13 protein-coding genes and 1 pseudogene are annotated in these 13,663 nt (G+C 66.6%); 6 read left to right on the top strand and 8 right to left on the bottom strand.

Annotated features, from left to right (window positions below; translation table 11 throughout):
- The first annotated feature begins 506 nt into the window (after positions 1–506).
- The gene (gene thiC / locus IEY68_RS23975) at positions 507–2,135 is read left to right on the top strand and encodes a phosphomethylpyrimidine synthase ThiC (protein ID WP_058855294.1); all 1,629 of its coding nucleotides are present in this window, start codon (positions 507–509) and stop codon (positions 2,133–2,135) included.
- A 166-nt stretch (positions 2,136–2,301) separates the two neighbouring features.
- Here the strand turns inward: thiC and IEY68_RS23970 are convergent, their stop codons facing one another.
- The 5 genes from IEY68_RS23970 to IEY68_RS23955 all read right to left on the bottom strand — a co-directional run bounded on the left by IEY68_RS23970 (position 2,302) and on the right by IEY68_RS23955 (position 5,296).
- Complete coding sequence (locus IEY68_RS23970; RefSeq protein ID WP_156426221.1) at positions 2,302–2,565, bottom strand: hypothetical protein; 264 nt, start codon at positions 2,563–2,565, stop codon at positions 2,302–2,304.
- Positions 2,562–3,056, bottom strand: coding sequence for an MFS transporter (locus IEY68_RS37160; protein ID WP_234293536.1), 495 nt, complete (start codon positions 3,054–3,056; stop codon positions 2,562–2,564). Before IEY68_RS37160 ends, IEY68_RS23970 begins: the two co-directional genes overlap by 4 nt.
- Positions 2,959–3,597, bottom strand: coding sequence for an MFS transporter (locus IEY68_RS23965; RefSeq protein ID WP_156426222.1), 639 nt, complete (start codon positions 3,595–3,597; stop codon positions 2,959–2,961). Before IEY68_RS23965 ends, IEY68_RS37160 begins: the two co-directional genes overlap by 98 nt.
- Positions 3,598–3,638: 41 nt before the next feature.
- Complete coding sequence (locus tag IEY68_RS23960; protein ID WP_058855298.1) at positions 3,639–4,262, bottom strand: NAD(P)-dependent oxidoreductase; 624 nt, start codon at positions 4,260–4,262, stop codon at positions 3,639–3,641.
- Positions 4,263–4,447: 185 nt separating this feature from the next.
- On the bottom strand, positions 4,448–5,296 hold the full coding sequence (locus tag IEY68_RS23955; protein ID WP_308434990.1) for a helix-turn-helix domain-containing protein: 849 nt from the start codon (positions 5,294–5,296) through the stop codon (positions 4,448–4,450).
- Between the two features lie 47 nt (positions 5,297–5,343).
- Here IEY68_RS23955 and IEY68_RS23950 point away from each other — a divergent pair, with 47 nt between their 5' ends.
- Positions 5,344–5,697 carry a nuclear transport factor 2 family protein gene (locus IEY68_RS23950; protein WP_058855299.1) on the top strand — a complete coding sequence of 118 codons (354 nt, stop codon included), beginning with the start codon at positions 5,344–5,346 and terminating at the stop codon, positions 5,695–5,697.
- 111 nt (positions 5,698–5,808) lie between these two features.
- Here the strand turns inward: IEY68_RS23950 and IEY68_RS23945 are convergent, their stop codons facing one another.
- A complete protein-coding gene (locus IEY68_RS23945; protein ID WP_058855300.1) occupies positions 5,809–7,050 on the bottom strand; it encodes a KasA/KasB family beta-ketoacyl-ACP synthase in 1,242 nt (413 codons plus the stop codon).
- A 39-nt stretch (positions 7,051–7,089) separates the two neighbouring features.
- Here IEY68_RS23945 and IEY68_RS23940 point away from each other — a divergent pair, with 39 nt between their 5' ends.
- A complete protein-coding gene (locus tag IEY68_RS23940; RefSeq protein WP_058855301.1) occupies positions 7,090–7,647 on the top strand; it encodes a TetR/AcrR family transcriptional regulator in 558 nt (185 codons plus the stop codon).
- 176 nt (positions 7,648–7,823) lie between these two features.
- Positions 7,824–8,663 (top strand): bifunctional hydroxymethylpyrimidine kinase/phosphomethylpyrimidine kinase, encoded by an 840-nt coding sequence (thiD, locus tag IEY68_RS23935; RefSeq protein WP_058855302.1) that lies wholly within the window; start codon positions 7,824–7,826, stop codon positions 8,661–8,663.
- A 197-nt stretch (positions 8,664–8,860) separates the two neighbouring features.
- On the opposite strand, the gene IEY68_RS23930 is transcribed toward thiD, so the two are convergent.
- Positions 8,861–9,427: a dihydrofolate reductase family protein gene (locus IEY68_RS23930; protein ID WP_058855303.1), complete on the bottom strand. Its 567-nt coding sequence runs from the start codon at positions 9,425–9,427 to the stop codon at positions 8,861–8,863.
- Between the two features lie 84 nt (positions 9,428–9,511).
- A pseudogene (locus tag IEY68_RS23925) lies at positions 9,512–9,711 on the bottom strand (IS256 family transposase); the annotation flags it as partial.
- Positions 9,712–10,026: 315 nt separating this feature from the next.
- On the opposite strand from IEY68_RS23925, the gene IEY68_RS23920 reads away from it, so the two are divergent.
- Positions 10,027–11,280 carry a bifunctional glycosyltransferase family 2/GtrA family protein gene (locus IEY68_RS23920; protein WP_058855304.1) on the top strand — a complete coding sequence of 418 codons (1,254 nt, stop codon included), beginning with the start codon at positions 10,027–10,029 and terminating at the stop codon, positions 11,278–11,280.
- Complete coding sequence (locus IEY68_RS23915) at positions 11,277–13,388, top strand: glycosyltransferase family 39 protein (RefSeq protein WP_058855305.1); 2,112 nt, start codon at positions 11,277–11,279, stop codon at positions 13,386–13,388. Before IEY68_RS23920 ends, IEY68_RS23915 begins: the two co-directional genes overlap by 4 nt.
- The last annotated feature ends 275 nt before the right edge of the window (positions 13,389–13,663 follow it).

Here is a 13,663-nt window from a genome sequence, read left to right as displayed (position 1 = left end):
CCCAACACTGTAAGTACTCGATGGTCGCCGATCTCTGGACAACCGACGGCACATCGCACATCGCATGGGATCGGTCGCCGCGCTCCTTCACTCTGTCACTCCAGAACCGGGGCGGCACCCCCGCCTACCAGGGTGGACCATCCGGAGTAGACGGAAGGTGGATGTAGAAGTGAACCTCGAACAGCATGGGTGGGCTCCCAACACTGTAAGTACTCAATGGTCGCCGGCCGCTGGACGGCCCACTACGCGTCGCAGGCGCTCGGTGGTTGCGTTCCTTCGCTCTGTCCTCCAGAACCGTGGGCTCGGGCTGGTAGGCCGCCGGAGAACTGGCCGGATTCACCGTCGATCGATGGACAGGTCCGGGGCGGGGTAGGGTCGGCGACGAAAAATCGCACATGCCAACGGGGGCTCGCACCAGCGGGCTGAGAGGACGGCTAGCTCTGCGGAGCGCTCAGGGCCGTCGACCGTATGAACCTGACCGGGTAATGCCGGCGTAGGGAGGAAATATGACGACCACACCTGTCGATTCCGTGACCACCGGTCCGATCGAGGGCAGCGTCAAGCACTATCAGGACGTCGACGGTCTACGCATTCCGGTGCGCCGGATCAACCTGACCAACGGCGAGCGTTTCGATGTCTACGACACTTCCGGGCCGTATACCGATGATGCGGCGACCATCGATCTCGAGGCCGGGTTGCCCGCGCTCCGGGACGGCTGGGAGAGGCCGGAAATGCCCGGACCGCGCACTCAGCTGGCGTGGGCACGGGCCGGGATCGTGACGGCGGAGATGCGGTTCATCGCCGCCCGGGAGGGCGTATCGGCGGAGATGGTGCGCACCGAGGTCGCCGCCGGGCGGGCGGTGATCCCCGCCAATCACAGGCATCCGGAGCTGGAGCCGACCGTGATCGGCAAGAAGTTCCTGGTGAAGATCAACGCCAATATCGGCAATTCGGCGGTTTCGTCGTCGATCGCCGAGGAGGTCGAAAAAATGGTGTGGGCCACCCGTTGGGGCGCCGACACCATCATGGATCTGTCCACGGGCAAGAACATCCACGAGACCCGCGAGTGGATCCTGCGCAACTCCCCCGTGCCGGTCGGTACGGTGCCGATCTATCAGGCGCTGGAGAAGGTCGGCGGCGATCCGACCGCTCTCACCTGGGAGATCTACCGCGACACCGTGATCGAGCAGTGCGAACAGGGTGTCGATTACATGACGGTGCACGCCGGGGTGCTGCTGCGGTACGTGCCGCTCACCGCGAAGCGGGTCACCGGGATCGTGTCGCGGGGCGGTTCCATTATGGCCGCCTGGTGCCTGGCCCACCATCAGGAGTCGTTCCTGTACACCCATTTCGAGGAGCTGTGCGAGATCCTGGCCCGCTACGACGTCACATTCTCGCTGGGCGACGGCCTGCGGCCCGGTTCGGTCGCCGATGCCAACGACGAGGCCCAGTTCGCCGAACTCCGCACACTCGGTGAGCTGACCAAGATCGCGAAATCGCACGGTGTCCAGGTGATGATCGAGGGGCCCGGGCATGTGCCGATGCACAAGATCGTGGAGAACGTGCGGCTGGAGGAAGAGCTGTGCGAGGAGGCCCCCTTCTACACGCTCGGGCCGCTGGCCACCGATATCGCGCCCGCCTACGACCACATCACTTCGGCCATCGGCGCCGCCATCATCGCGCAGGCCGGGACCGCGATGTTGTGTTACGTGACCCCGAAGGAACATCTCGGTCTGCCCGACCGCGACGATGTGAAAACCGGCGTCATCACCTATAAGATCGCCGCGCATTCAGCCGACCTCGCCAAGGAACATCCGCACGCCCAGCGTCGCGACGACGAGCTGTCCCGGGCTCGTTTCGAATTTCGCTGGCGTGACCAGTTCGCACTCTCGCTCGACCCGGACACCGCCCGGGAGTACCACGACGAGACGATGCCCGCGGAACCGGCTAAAACAGCGCACTTCTGCTCGATGTGTGGTCCGAAGTTCTGCTCGATGCGGATCTCTGCGGATGTCCGCGAATACGCCGAACGCAACAATCTGACCGATGTGGAAGCCATCGAGGCGGGGATGGCGGAGAAGTCGGCGCAGTTCGCTGATACGGGGAAGGCGGTGTACCTCCCGATCGTCTCGTAGGGCGTCCGGGCGGCCCGCCGAGGAGGTGGGCCGCCCGCGACCGTTGCCGGGAAACAGGTCCGGATGGGTTCGTGGAGCAGTGATCCGTCGATCCACGGTTCCTCGTTCCGAGCAGCACCCGGACCGTTCAGCACCGGCAGATACAGTCCGCGCTCGCTACTTGCGCTCAGTCGATATCGGCATGGACACGCCCTTCGGCAGACGAGGCGGAGTTCATTTCGTTCCGCGACATCGCCAGAGCCATCAGAACGACGCCGACCGTGCCCACGACCACCGCGATCCACAGCTGATTCGTGATTCCCAAGGCCCCACCGAGAATTCCGGCGGCTACCGCTCCGACGATCCCGGCAAGCGCCGTCAGTGTGCGTATGTTCATCGAAACCCGCCCGAGTACAGCCGAATCAGCCGATTCGGTGACCAGGGTCGTCAACCCGACGTTCCACACCGACCCGGCAAGACCCAGAGTCGCGAGACCGGCGACAGCCCAGCCGAAACCGATCCGAGTGTGGCCCCGACAGCGATGCAGACCGTGCCGACAGCGATTCCGATCAGTCCGAGACGATTCACAGTCACTATTCCCAGACGTTCACCGAGGCGTGGCGAGATCCACGCACCGACGATCGCGGCCGTACTCGATGCGATGAACACGAGGCCGTAATAGAAGTCCGGTAGGCCCAGTTGCCGCAGCAGGAGGATGGGAAGCATTGCCATGATCATCGCTTCCGCCACCGAAATGAGAAGGCCGAAGGTCGAAAATGCCTTGAGCAGCGGAACCCGCGCGAGCAAGCGGAATCCGTCCACCAGGTCCTGCCGGACAGTGGACTCAGGTCGCCCTCCCCGCACGCTGTCCGGACTCTTGATCAACGCGAGGCATATCGCATTGACCAGGAAGGTCAACAGGTCGATCACCAGCGGAAACACATATCCGCCGAACCAGATGAGCGCTCCCGACAGGCCACGACCGGCCGACGACCCCAGCCCTCTCACTGGCAATCAGCCGAGAGCGGGCCTGCAGGACCGTCCGGTCGCCGATCACCGTCTCGAGGTGCGAAAAATAGAGAGCCTCGACCACGAGCGTCAATATTCCGAACAAGAAGCTCACCGGAAGTATCCAGTAGAATCCGGCTATCCCCGTCGAAATGCCCAGGCAGAGAAGGCCGATGGCTGCGATGGATACCATATCGGCCGCGATCAAGCACAGCCGCTTCCGTTCTCTCCTGTCCGACCACACTCCCACCAGGAAGCCGAAAAGAACCACCGGGACCGCCGAGGATGCGTACAGCAGGCCGATTTGCCACTCGTCGGCCATGAATTTCTCCACAGCGATAACCGGCAGCACGACCGCGGTCAGGGCGGAGCCGAAGGTAGTGGAGACCTGCCCGGCCATGAACAGGCGGAAATCTCGCGGTTTCTGACGAGCGGTCGGTGCCACAGTCCTGCTTTCGTAGCCGGGTGTACCCATCCTGGCCGGATCCTCGTCGAGACTCGTCGCCACTGTATATTTCAGTGGGATATCCCCGGCGTCTTGTGCATGTAGGTGCGGTCGGTGACCTGATCGAGAAGGAACTCCGCGATATCGGCCCGGGCGATCTTCAGGCTGAGTCCGGTCTCGTTCGCACCGAATCCGCGCCGGTATGTGCCGGTCCGCGGCCCGTCGGTGAAAGCGCTGGGCCGCACGATGGTCCATTCCAGATCACTGGCCCGCACGTACGTCTCCTGCTGCTGGTGGTCGGCGTAGGCCGGGCGCAACAGCAGGCCGAACATGATGTACTTCCACAGGAAGTCCAGATTGGCGCGACTGTCGCCGGCACCCAGCGTGGACTGGCAGACGAGCCTTTTCACCCCGGTGCGGTTCATCGCGTCGATGACCGTGCGGGTGCCCTCCGCCCGCACCACACCTTTGCGCCCGTTGCCCAGCGCCACCAGGACCGCGTCCTGACCGAAGACCACCCGATCGACCGCCTCTGGATCGAGCACATCACCCTCCACGATGCGCAGATGTTCGTGCGTGCGGGTGATCCGGGCGGCGTCGCGGGTGAGTGCGGTGACCTCGTATCCGCGCGCCAGCGCCTGCTCGACGATGTGCTGCCCGACTGTGCCCGTCGCCCCGAAAACCGCGATTCGCATAATTGCTCCTGACTCGAAAACTGTTGCTTGTGACTGAATCCAGTACAGCTTCCGAAACCGAGACGGACCATGGTCGTGACGCTCGAGGACATAAGCGAGCGTCCACGTCGACCCCGAAAAGCTCATCGAGTCCAGCCCCGTGGTTGTATCCGTAGTGTGGCCGACGAACCGGCTTCCGGCCGGTGTCAGCCCGGCAGCACAGCGCGGGCTGTCGCCTCGTCCGCAGGGTAGAAGGCTTCGATGTGTAGTTCTTCGATCGTGACATCGGTCGCCGACATCGCCGACGTGGTGACGCTGAAGAACGAGAGTTCCGTTGTCCCAACCCGGAGCTGGAGGGGGATCACCACATCGGCTCGCGCGGCGACGCCGGCGTCATGACACGGGTAGGCCGATACCTCGTCCACCAGGGCCTTCAACCGTGGGTCGCCGGTGGCATCCAGCCTGCTGCGCAGCTGGCCGAGCAGATGACCGCGCCACTGGCCGAGGTTGCGGATACGCGGAGCCAAACCTGCTGGATGCAAGGAGATCCGGATCGCGTTGACCGGCGGTTCGAGCAACTCCGGGGGACAACCGTCGAGCAGTAGATCGGTGGCGGCATTGCGGTCGACCACATCCCAGCATCGGTCCAGAACCAGGGCCGGATGTGGCATATGCGCGTCGAGCAGGATCCGGAAGGCGTCCATCACCGAGCGCAATTCCGGTGCGTCCACATCGCGCTGCCCGTAGCTCGGCGCATACCCGGCCGCGAGCAGCAGTTCGTTGCGTTCGCGCAGCGGGACATCCAGATGCCCGGCCAGCCGTTCGACCATCTCCCGGGTGGGTCGCGACCGGCCGGTCTCGACGAAACTGAGGTGGCGGGTGGACACCGCGGCCTCCGAAGCGAGCTGCAGCTGACTCAACCGGCGCCGCTCCCGCCAGGAGCGCAGCAGCCCGCCGACCGAGGGTTCGGTATCCGAGATCACCACACCGAAATCGTAGCCGCGCTGGTAACCGATCCCATTACCTCCGAGGTAATCGTCTGCGCGGCCGGTCACGGCGATGCTGATGGCACCTGGTTCACACAACCTCGGAAGGAACTTCGATGAAAGACACCGTCACCGCCTACCTGCGGACCTGGAACACCACCGACGCGGCTGCCCGGACCGAACTGCTGACCCGGCACTGGGCGCCGGAGGCGTCCTACACCGATCCGCTCGCCGAGGCTGTCGGCCACGATGCGATCGGTGCGACCATCGGCGCGGTGCACGAGCAGTTCCCCGGGTTCGTCTTCACCCCGGTCGGCGAGCCGGATACCCACCACCGCCAGATCCGGTTCCAGTGGGGTCTGGGACCCGAGGGCTCCGAGCCCGTGATCATCGGCTTCGATGTCCTGGTCACCGACGATCAGGGCCGGATCGCTACCGTACTGGGCTTCCTGGACAAGGTGCCGGGCTGAGAACCGGGCGGTGAGCGGTGTCCGGCTGCGCACGGACACCGGCTCAGCCCGGGTCGCGGAATTCGGTGCCGCGCCGTTCCGGCTCGACTCGCGCACACCCACCGGGGCAGATCACACCCGGCCCAACGCGAGCGTCACATTATGGCCGCCGAACCCGAACGAATTCGTCAGGGCGTGATCGATCCGTTGCGGACGGGCCCGGCCGCACACGATATCCAGATCCGCGTCGGGGTTCTCCAGATTGAGGGTCGGCGGTACGACCTGTTCCCGCAGTGTGAGGACGGTCAGAATCGTTTCCAGGGCGCCGACCGCGCCGATGGAATGACCGAGCGCCGATTTGGGCGCGTAGACCGAGGCGGCGGGAGTCACGGCCTCGATCGCGGCCGCCTCCGAGGCGTCGCCGATGGATGTCGAGGTGGCGTGGGCGTTCACGTGCTGGATATCGGAGGGCGTCAGACCCGCGACGGCGATCGCCTTGCGCATGGCCCGGGCCGCACCCTCACCCGCCGGATCGGAGGCGACGATGTGGTAGGCGTCGGAGGTGATTCCGGCGCCGAGTACGCGGGCGTGGATCCGGGCGCCGCGGGCGCGGGCGTGCCGTTCCGATTCGAGAACCACCAGCGCACCCGCTTCCCCGAAGACGAAACCGTCACGGTCCCGGTCGAACGGCCGGGAGGCCGCGGCGGGCTCGTCGTTGCGGGTGCTCATCGCCCGCATCATCGCGAAACCGGCGATGGGAACAGCGTGAATATGTCCCTCCACTCCACCCGCTACCACCACATCCGCCTCGCCGGTGGCGATCAGCCGCCAAGCGTGCGCGATCGCCTCGGTACCGGAGGAGCAGGCCGATACGGGTGCGAAAACACCGGCCTTCGCACCGATTTCGAGGCTTACGGCCGCCGCCGGACCGTTCGGCATCACCATCGGCACCGACATGGGTGAGACCTTGCGGTATCCCCCGGCGCGCAACGCGTCGACCGCGTCGATGAGGGCGTCCCCGCCGCCGAGTCCGGTGCCGATGGCCACGGCCAGCCGTTCGCCCTCCACCTCGGGTGCACCCGCCGCCTGCCAGACCCGCCGGCCCAGGACCAGCGCGAGTTGCTCCACATACGAGTGCCTGCGCTGTTCGACCCGGGTCAGTTCGGCCCCTGGATGCGCCGTCAGTTTTCCGCCGATACGCACGGGCAGGTCGTATTCGGCGACGAAGTCGTCGTCGAGGGTGGTGATACCGGTCCGGCCGTCCAGTAGCCCGGACCAGGTCTCGTCCATATCGTCGGCGATCGAGGTGGCACCCGCGTACGCGGTGACGACCACCTGGGCCGCCGGAGTTTCTGAAGCGATCGGTACAGTCACGGAGTAATGGATACCTGTAGCGTTCGCTACAGTCAACCCATGGCCCGCCCACTCGACCACGCCAAACGCGCCGAGATCCTCGACGCGGTAGTGCGCTATATCGCCGAACGCGGCTTGGCCGACCTCTCGCTCCGCCCCCTGGCCGCGGCCTTGGGCACCAGTTCGCGGATGCTCATCTACTACTTCGGCACCAAAGAAGAACTCCTGGTCCAGGCCCTTGCCACCCACCGTCCGGATCTCACCGCCGTATTCGCCGATCTCGACGACGCCGCCGCGCTACGGGGCCGGCTCTGGGACTTCTGGCGCTCGAACACCACCGGTACCGGCGCCGTGAGCGTGCGGGTGATGCTCCAGGTCCTCGGCGCGGCCTGCGCGCCGCACGGGCCCTACGCCGGATACGCGGACGACGCGATCGCGACATTCGTCGGCACCCTCACCGCGGGGCTGCGCACCCTGGAGACCGTCGACGAACCAGATGTGGTGGCGACCCTGCTGGTCTCCGGGTTACGCGGCATCCTGCAGGATCGGCTCGTCACCGGCGATATCGAACGCACCGACCGCGCGGCCCGCCGGCTGATCGACCAAGCCGTCCGCTGAGGCTCCGGCCCCGCGTCCGGCCGCCATGGTGGTGGAGGTGACGTCGCGCGATAGCGACACCGAGCATCGGGACCGTCGTGAGAAGCCGATCGCCTGTGCCGCCTCCGGACTCCCACCGCGCGGGACGACCCGATACACCCACCCCGGCCCGAACCCCGCCCACGTAGGGTGACGGCGTGAAATTGTTGCCGCTGACACCCTCGGGACAGACCCCGGTCCGGGTGCTCACCATCGCCGGTACCGATTCGGGCGGCGGAGCCGGGATACAGGCCGATACTCGCACCATGGCCCTGTGCGGGGTGCACGCCCTGGTGGCGGTGGCCGCGGTGACCGTGCAGAACACCGTGGGCGTAAGCGGCTTCCACGAGATCCCACCGCAGGTGGTCGCGGACCAGGTCCGTTCAGTGGCCGGTGATATCGGGATCGGCGCCGCCAAAACCGGCATGCTCGCCTCCAGCGCCATCATCGAGGCCGTCGCCGCGGTCTGCCGGGAGGTCGGGATCGGCCACAACGGCGCGGTACCCCTGGTGGTCGACCCGGTCGCGGCCTCCATGCACGGCGATCCACTGCTGCACGCCGAAGCGCTGGACGCGGTGCGATACACGCTGTTCCCGCTGGCCACCATCGTCACCCCGAACCTGGACGAGGTCCGGTTGCTGACCGGAGTGGAGGTCACCGATACAGCATCCGCGCATACCGCGGCCGAGGCCTTACACGCCCTCGGACCGCAATGGGTCGTGGTGAAAGGCGGGCACCTGCGCACCTCGGCGCAGAGCACGGACCTGCTGTTCGACGGCAATCGGTTCCTGGAGTTCTCCGCGCCACGTATCGACACCGGTAACGACCACGGCGGCGGCGACACCCTGGCGGCAGCCCTGGCCTGCGCACTGGCCCACGGCTATTCGGTCCCCGACGCGTTCGAATTCGCCAAGGAATGGACCCGGCGCAGCCTGGCGGCCGCCTACGACCTCGGCAAAGGCCACGGCCCGGTATCCCCGCTGTGGCGGCTGAACTGACGGTGGCCGCGCCCCGAAGCTGTCGGTGGCCGGGTGCATACTCGGGGTGTTCCGGAACACCCCTCCACAATGGTGTGGAGGGGAGAACAACGACGTTCGAATAGAACACCGGGCCGGTGCGGTCGGCGCCCCTTTCCGGCTGGTCGGCGTCGGTCGTCGAGTCCGCCCGGCCCGAAGCAGCCGAACCGAGAGCTGTGTCAGTCGTGTTTCGCCTCGTAGCGCAGCAGGACCGCGCCGCCCGGGAAGGTGCGGTTCTCCAACAGTCGCAGCGATATCCATGACGGCAGTGTCGGGAAGAACGGGGTGCCGCCACCCACGGCGGTGGGCGTGACCACTATCCGGTACTCGTCCACCAGTCCGGCCTGCACGATCGGTGCGGCCAGCGTCGCGCCGGCCACCTCCAGCCTGCCGTCGGTTTCGGCTTTCAGTTTCGTCACCACCTCGACCGGGTCGCCGCGTTCCAGGCGGGAGTTCCAGTCGACCGACTCCAGGGTGCGTGAGAACACGACCTTGGGCATATCGCGCCAGATGCGGGCGAAGTCGACGATCAGAGGGGTGGCGTCCGGAGCCTTGTCAGCGGTCGGCCAGTACGCGGACATCAGTTCGTAGAGCCGCCGCCCGTAGAACGACAGGGCGGTCTCCCGCTCGAAGTCGTTCCAGTACTGGAGGAGCTCTTCGCTCGGATCGGACCAGTCGATGCTGCCTTGCGCGTCAGCGATGTACCCGTCCACCGACACGTTGAAGCCATAGATGAGTTTGCCCATGGAGATCAGACTGCACCGGAGGGCAGAACTCATCGCGACGCCACACGAAATATCGTCGAATCCGTGTAGAAGCGGCGAGCGTCAGGCGGCTTCGATCAGCTCGAGCGCCATCGCGAGACCAGCCACGCGCGAGCCCGGTCCCTCGGTTGCCCCTGCTCCTCGAACGCATTGTCGCGAAAGTAGATTCGATGGGGTTCGTCGTGCGCAGATGAATCCGTGCCCTGCCGGTTAGTTGTAGAGAACTCCAGGAGTACGCCGCCGACGATCTTGGAGACGTCCTTCGGGCACTGGTCCGAGCACCGGGCACCGGGCACCGGGCACCGGGCACCGGGCACCGACAGTGCCGTGAACCCACCCCATGCACTCGAGGCCCACCCCCACACATACCTTCTGTCCACTCCGGATGGTCTACCTCCAGGGGCGGGGCCCGCCCCGGTTCTGGAGCGACGTAGCGAAGGAGCGCAGCGACTGAGCGAAGGAGTGAAGAACCGGGGTTGACAGGGCCCCGCCCCGCGCCGCCGAAGGCGGCGCAAATAAACACAGCTACCTCCCAGGTTCGCTGGAGCCGGGCCCCAGCCCGCGCACCGACTCTGGTCCATATGACCGAGACCGTGACCCTCGCCGCAGCGGCGGACCTCAGGGACGAGACCGCGGCGCCGCCGGTGCTGGATGTGGTCGTTCCCGTGTACAACGAAGAAACCGATCTCGGCGTCTGTGTGCGCCGGCTCCGCGACTATCTCGACAGCGGGTTCCCGTTCCCGGCTCGGATCACCATCGCCGATAACGCCAGCATCGACGCCACACTCGCGGTGGCCGAACTGCTCGCCGGTGAGCTGGACGGTGTCCGGGTGGTGCACCTGGACGCGAAGGGTCGTGGGCGGGCGTTGCGGACAGTGTGGCAGGAGTCGGACGCGCAGGTGGTCGCCTATATGGATGTCGACCTGTCCACCGATCTGAACGCACTGCTCCCGCTGGTCGCGCCGCTGGTCTCGGGTCATTCGGATCTGGCCATCGGCACCCGGCTGGGGGCCGGGTCGCGGGTGGTGCGCGGGCCGAAGCGCGAATTCATCTCCCGCTGCTACAACCTGCTGCTCAAAGCATCGCTGCGGGCGCATTTCTCCGACGCGCAATGCGGTTTCAAGGCAATGCGCACCGAGGTCGCGCGTGAATTGTTGCCGCTGGTCGAGGACGGGGAATGGTTCTTCGACACCGAACTGCTGGTGATCGCCGAACGGGCGGGTCTGCGGATTCACGAGGTACCGGTGGACTGGATCGACGATCCCGACAGCCGCGTCGACATCATCGATACCGCGTACAAGGATCTGCGCGGGATCTGGCGGATGGGCCGGGCGCTGGCCACCGGGTCGCTGCCGCTGACCGAATTGCGCGCGGCCGTGGGCCGGGAGCCGCTGGTGCCCGGAGTGCCGCTCGGCATGATCGGTCAGCTGGTGCGGTTCGCGCTGGTCGGCGTCGGTTCCACCCTGGCCTATGTGCTGCTCTATCTGCTGTTGCAGCCGATGGCCGGGGCACAGGTCGCGAATTTCGCGGCGCTGTTGATCACCGCGGTCGGCAATACCGCCGCCAACCGCGCCTTCACCTTCGGGGTGCGCGGGCACAGCGGGATGGTGTCGCATCAGTTCCAGGGGCTGCTGATCTTCGGATTCGGACTGCTGGTGACCAGCGGTTCGCTGTTCTCCCTGCACCACTGGGCGCCCGGCGCCCCGGTGCACTTGGAGTTGTTCGTGCTGGTCGTCGCGAATCTGATCGCCACCCTCATGCGGTTCGTGGGCTTGCGCTGGGTGTTCCGTGACAGCGGACGCACCGCCCGGGTCACCGAGCAGGCCACCCGATGACCGTTACCGCGACTCCGTCCGGGGCCGTGGTGCCGCCGGCTACCGCGACCGGTCCCGAACCCGCTCGTGCGAATCGCTGGGAGTACCCCGCGCTGGCGGTGCTGCTGCTGGCCACCGGCCTCTCCTACCTGTACAACCTCGGTGCCAACGGCTGGGCCAATTCCTTCTACTCCGCTGCCATCCAAGCGGGTTCGGTGTCGTGGAAGGCATTCTTCTTCGGTTCCTCCGATGCCGCGAACTCCATCACCGTGGACAAGGCGCCCGCGTCGTTGTGGCTCATGGAATTGTCGGTGCGGCTGTTCGGCTTGAACAGCTGGAGCATTCTGGTCCCCCAGGTGCTGCTGGGCGTGGCCGCGGTGGCGCTGGTCCGGGTGACCGTCCGGCGTCCGTTCGGCCCGTCGGCGGGGCTGATCGCCGGGTTCGCGATGGCGGTGACCCCGGTGTTCGCGCTGATGTTCCGGTTCAACAACCCGGACGCGCTGCTGGTGCTGTTGATGGTCGCGGCGGTGTGGGCGATGATGCGGGCGCTCGACGACGGGCGCTGGCGCTGGCTGGTACTCACCGGGACCTTCATCGGGTTCGGCTTCCTGGCCAAACAGTTGCAGGTGATGCTGGTGGTGCCCGTGCTCGCGCTGGTGTATCTGTTCGCCGGACCGCCGAAGCTGGGTAGACGGATCGCGCAGCTGTTCGCGGCCGGGGCCGCCATGGTGGTGGCCGCCGGCTGGTGGCTGCTGGCTGTGGAGCTGTGGCCGACCGATTCGCGACCCTATATCGGTGGCTCGCAGAACAATTCGATCATCGAACTGACCCTCGGCTACAACGGGCTCGGCCGGTTGAACGGTAACGAGACCGGAAGTGTCGGCCCCGGCGGTGAACTGCCGCCCGGCGGCAACGGTATGTGGGGGCAGACCGGTATCACCCGGATGTTCGACCATATGCAGGGCGGGCAGATCGCCTGGCTGATCCCCGCCGCGCTGGTCGCGCTGGCCGCGGGGCTGCTGCTACGCGGTCGTGCGCCACGCACCGACGGCCCCCGGGCCCAGATACTGCTGTGGGGTGGCTGGCTGCTGGTCACCGGCCTGGTGTTCAGTTTCATGGCCGGAATCTTCCACCAGTACTACACGGTGGCGCTGGCTCCTGCGAGCGCCGCACTGGTGGGTATCGGCGCGGTGCTGTGCTGGCGCAACCGGTCCCGCTGGTGGGTCCGGGTGGCGGCCGCGCTCGCGGTCGGGCTCACCACCGCGACCGCATGGATGCTGCTCTCGCGCAGTGCGGATTTCCTACCGTGGCTGCGGTGGACGGTTCTGGTCGGCGGTATCGTCGCCGGCCTCGCCCTCCTGGTTCCATTACCCGGCCGCGCCGCCGCGGCCGCGGCTCTGCTCGCCGCAGCGGTGGGTCTGGCCGGGCCGATCGCCTACACGGTGGACACCCTGAACACCGGGCACGCCGGGGCGATCCCGACTGCCGGACCGAACACCGGGATGTTCGGCGGTATGCGCCCGCCCGGTATGGGTGGCGAAATACCGGGCGGATTCATGGCCGGGGCCAACGGCGGGCCGGGCGGAATGCCGGGTACGAACGGCGGGCCCGGCGGGACGCAGGGCACGGCCGGCGGTCCGGGCGGAATGCCGAGTATTGACGGTGGGATGCCGGATGGTGGGCCCGCAACGACGGACGGCGGAACAACCCGGGCCGATGGTGGAGCCGGAACCGACGGCGGCCAGGACGGCAATCGCCGGGGCGGACCCGGGGGCGGGTTCCTGAACGCGACCAGCCCCAGCGACGCCCTGGTGGCGTTGTTGAAGGACGACGCCGGTGACTACACCTGGGCCGCGGCCACCATCTCCTCCAACGGAGCGGCCGGATATCAGCTGGCCACCGAGCTTCCGATCATGCCGATCGGCGGATTCAACGGCAGTGACCCCTCGCCCACTCTGGAGCAGTTCCAGCAGTATGTCGCTGCCGGACAGATCCACTACTTCATCGGTGGATCCGGACCCGGCGGCCGACAGGGCGCGACCTCGGCGATATCCCAGTGGGTAACCGACGGCTTCATCGCGAAGGAGGTGGACGGGGTCACGCTCTACGACCTCACCGCACCGAAGTGAGCCCTGTCCCGAATGCCGATGGCTGGGACCTATGGTTCGAGCCATCGGCGTCCGGACCTACCGCACAGGGCAGGGCCGGAGAGGTCGCTGCCGGGCCGCTGCGCTACGTGCTGGGTGTCCCAGTCGGACTTCGTGTATCGCTCGGCAAGGGTTGTTCCGCACCACTGCTGTTCGACGTGCACCGGATGCAGGCCGAGGTGCACAGTCAAGTAGCGCGCCCGGCTATTGCAGCAAATATTCAGCTATGTCATCGGATTGATTCGATTCAGCTATGT

Origin of the sequence: Nocardia jinanensis (assembly GCF_014645735.1) — a bacterium.
Taxonomy (GTDB): domain Bacteria; phylum Actinomycetota; class Actinomycetes; order Mycobacteriales; family Mycobacteriaceae; genus Nocardia; species Nocardia jinanensis.
Note: the sequence above shows the minus strand (reverse complement) of the source record. Positions and strands in the feature narration are given on the sequence as shown.

Excerpts from the sequence above, each read along its gene's own strand:
- thiC (WP_058855294.1), top strand. The coding sequence starts at position 507 with ATGACGACCACACCTGTCGATTCCGTGACCACCGGTCCGATCGAGGGC.
- IEY68_RS23965 (WP_156426222.1), bottom strand. The coding sequence starts at position 3,597 with ATGGGTACACCCGGCTACGAAAGCAGGACTGTGGCACCGACCGCTCGT.
- IEY68_RS23960 (WP_058855298.1), bottom strand. The coding sequence starts at position 4,262 with ATGCGAATCGCGGTTTTCGGGGCGACGGGCACAGTCGGGCAGCACATC.
- IEY68_RS23950 (WP_058855299.1), top strand. The coding sequence starts at position 5,344 with ATGAAAGACACCGTCACCGCCTACCTGCGGACCTGGAACACCACCGAC.
- IEY68_RS23940 (WP_058855301.1), top strand. The coding sequence starts at position 7,090 with ATGGCCCGCCCACTCGACCACGCCAAACGCGCCGAGATCCTCGACGCG.
- IEY68_RS23930 (WP_058855303.1), bottom strand. The coding sequence starts at position 9,427 with ATGGGCAAACTCATCTATGGCTTCAACGTGTCGGTGGACGGGTACATC.
- IEY68_RS23920 (WP_058855304.1), top strand. The coding sequence starts at position 10,027 with ATGACCGAGACCGTGACCCTCGCCGCAGCGGCGGACCTCAGGGACGAG.
- IEY68_RS23915 (WP_058855305.1), top strand. The coding sequence starts at position 11,277 with ATGACCGTTACCGCGACTCCGTCCGGGGCCGTGGTGCCGCCGGCTACC.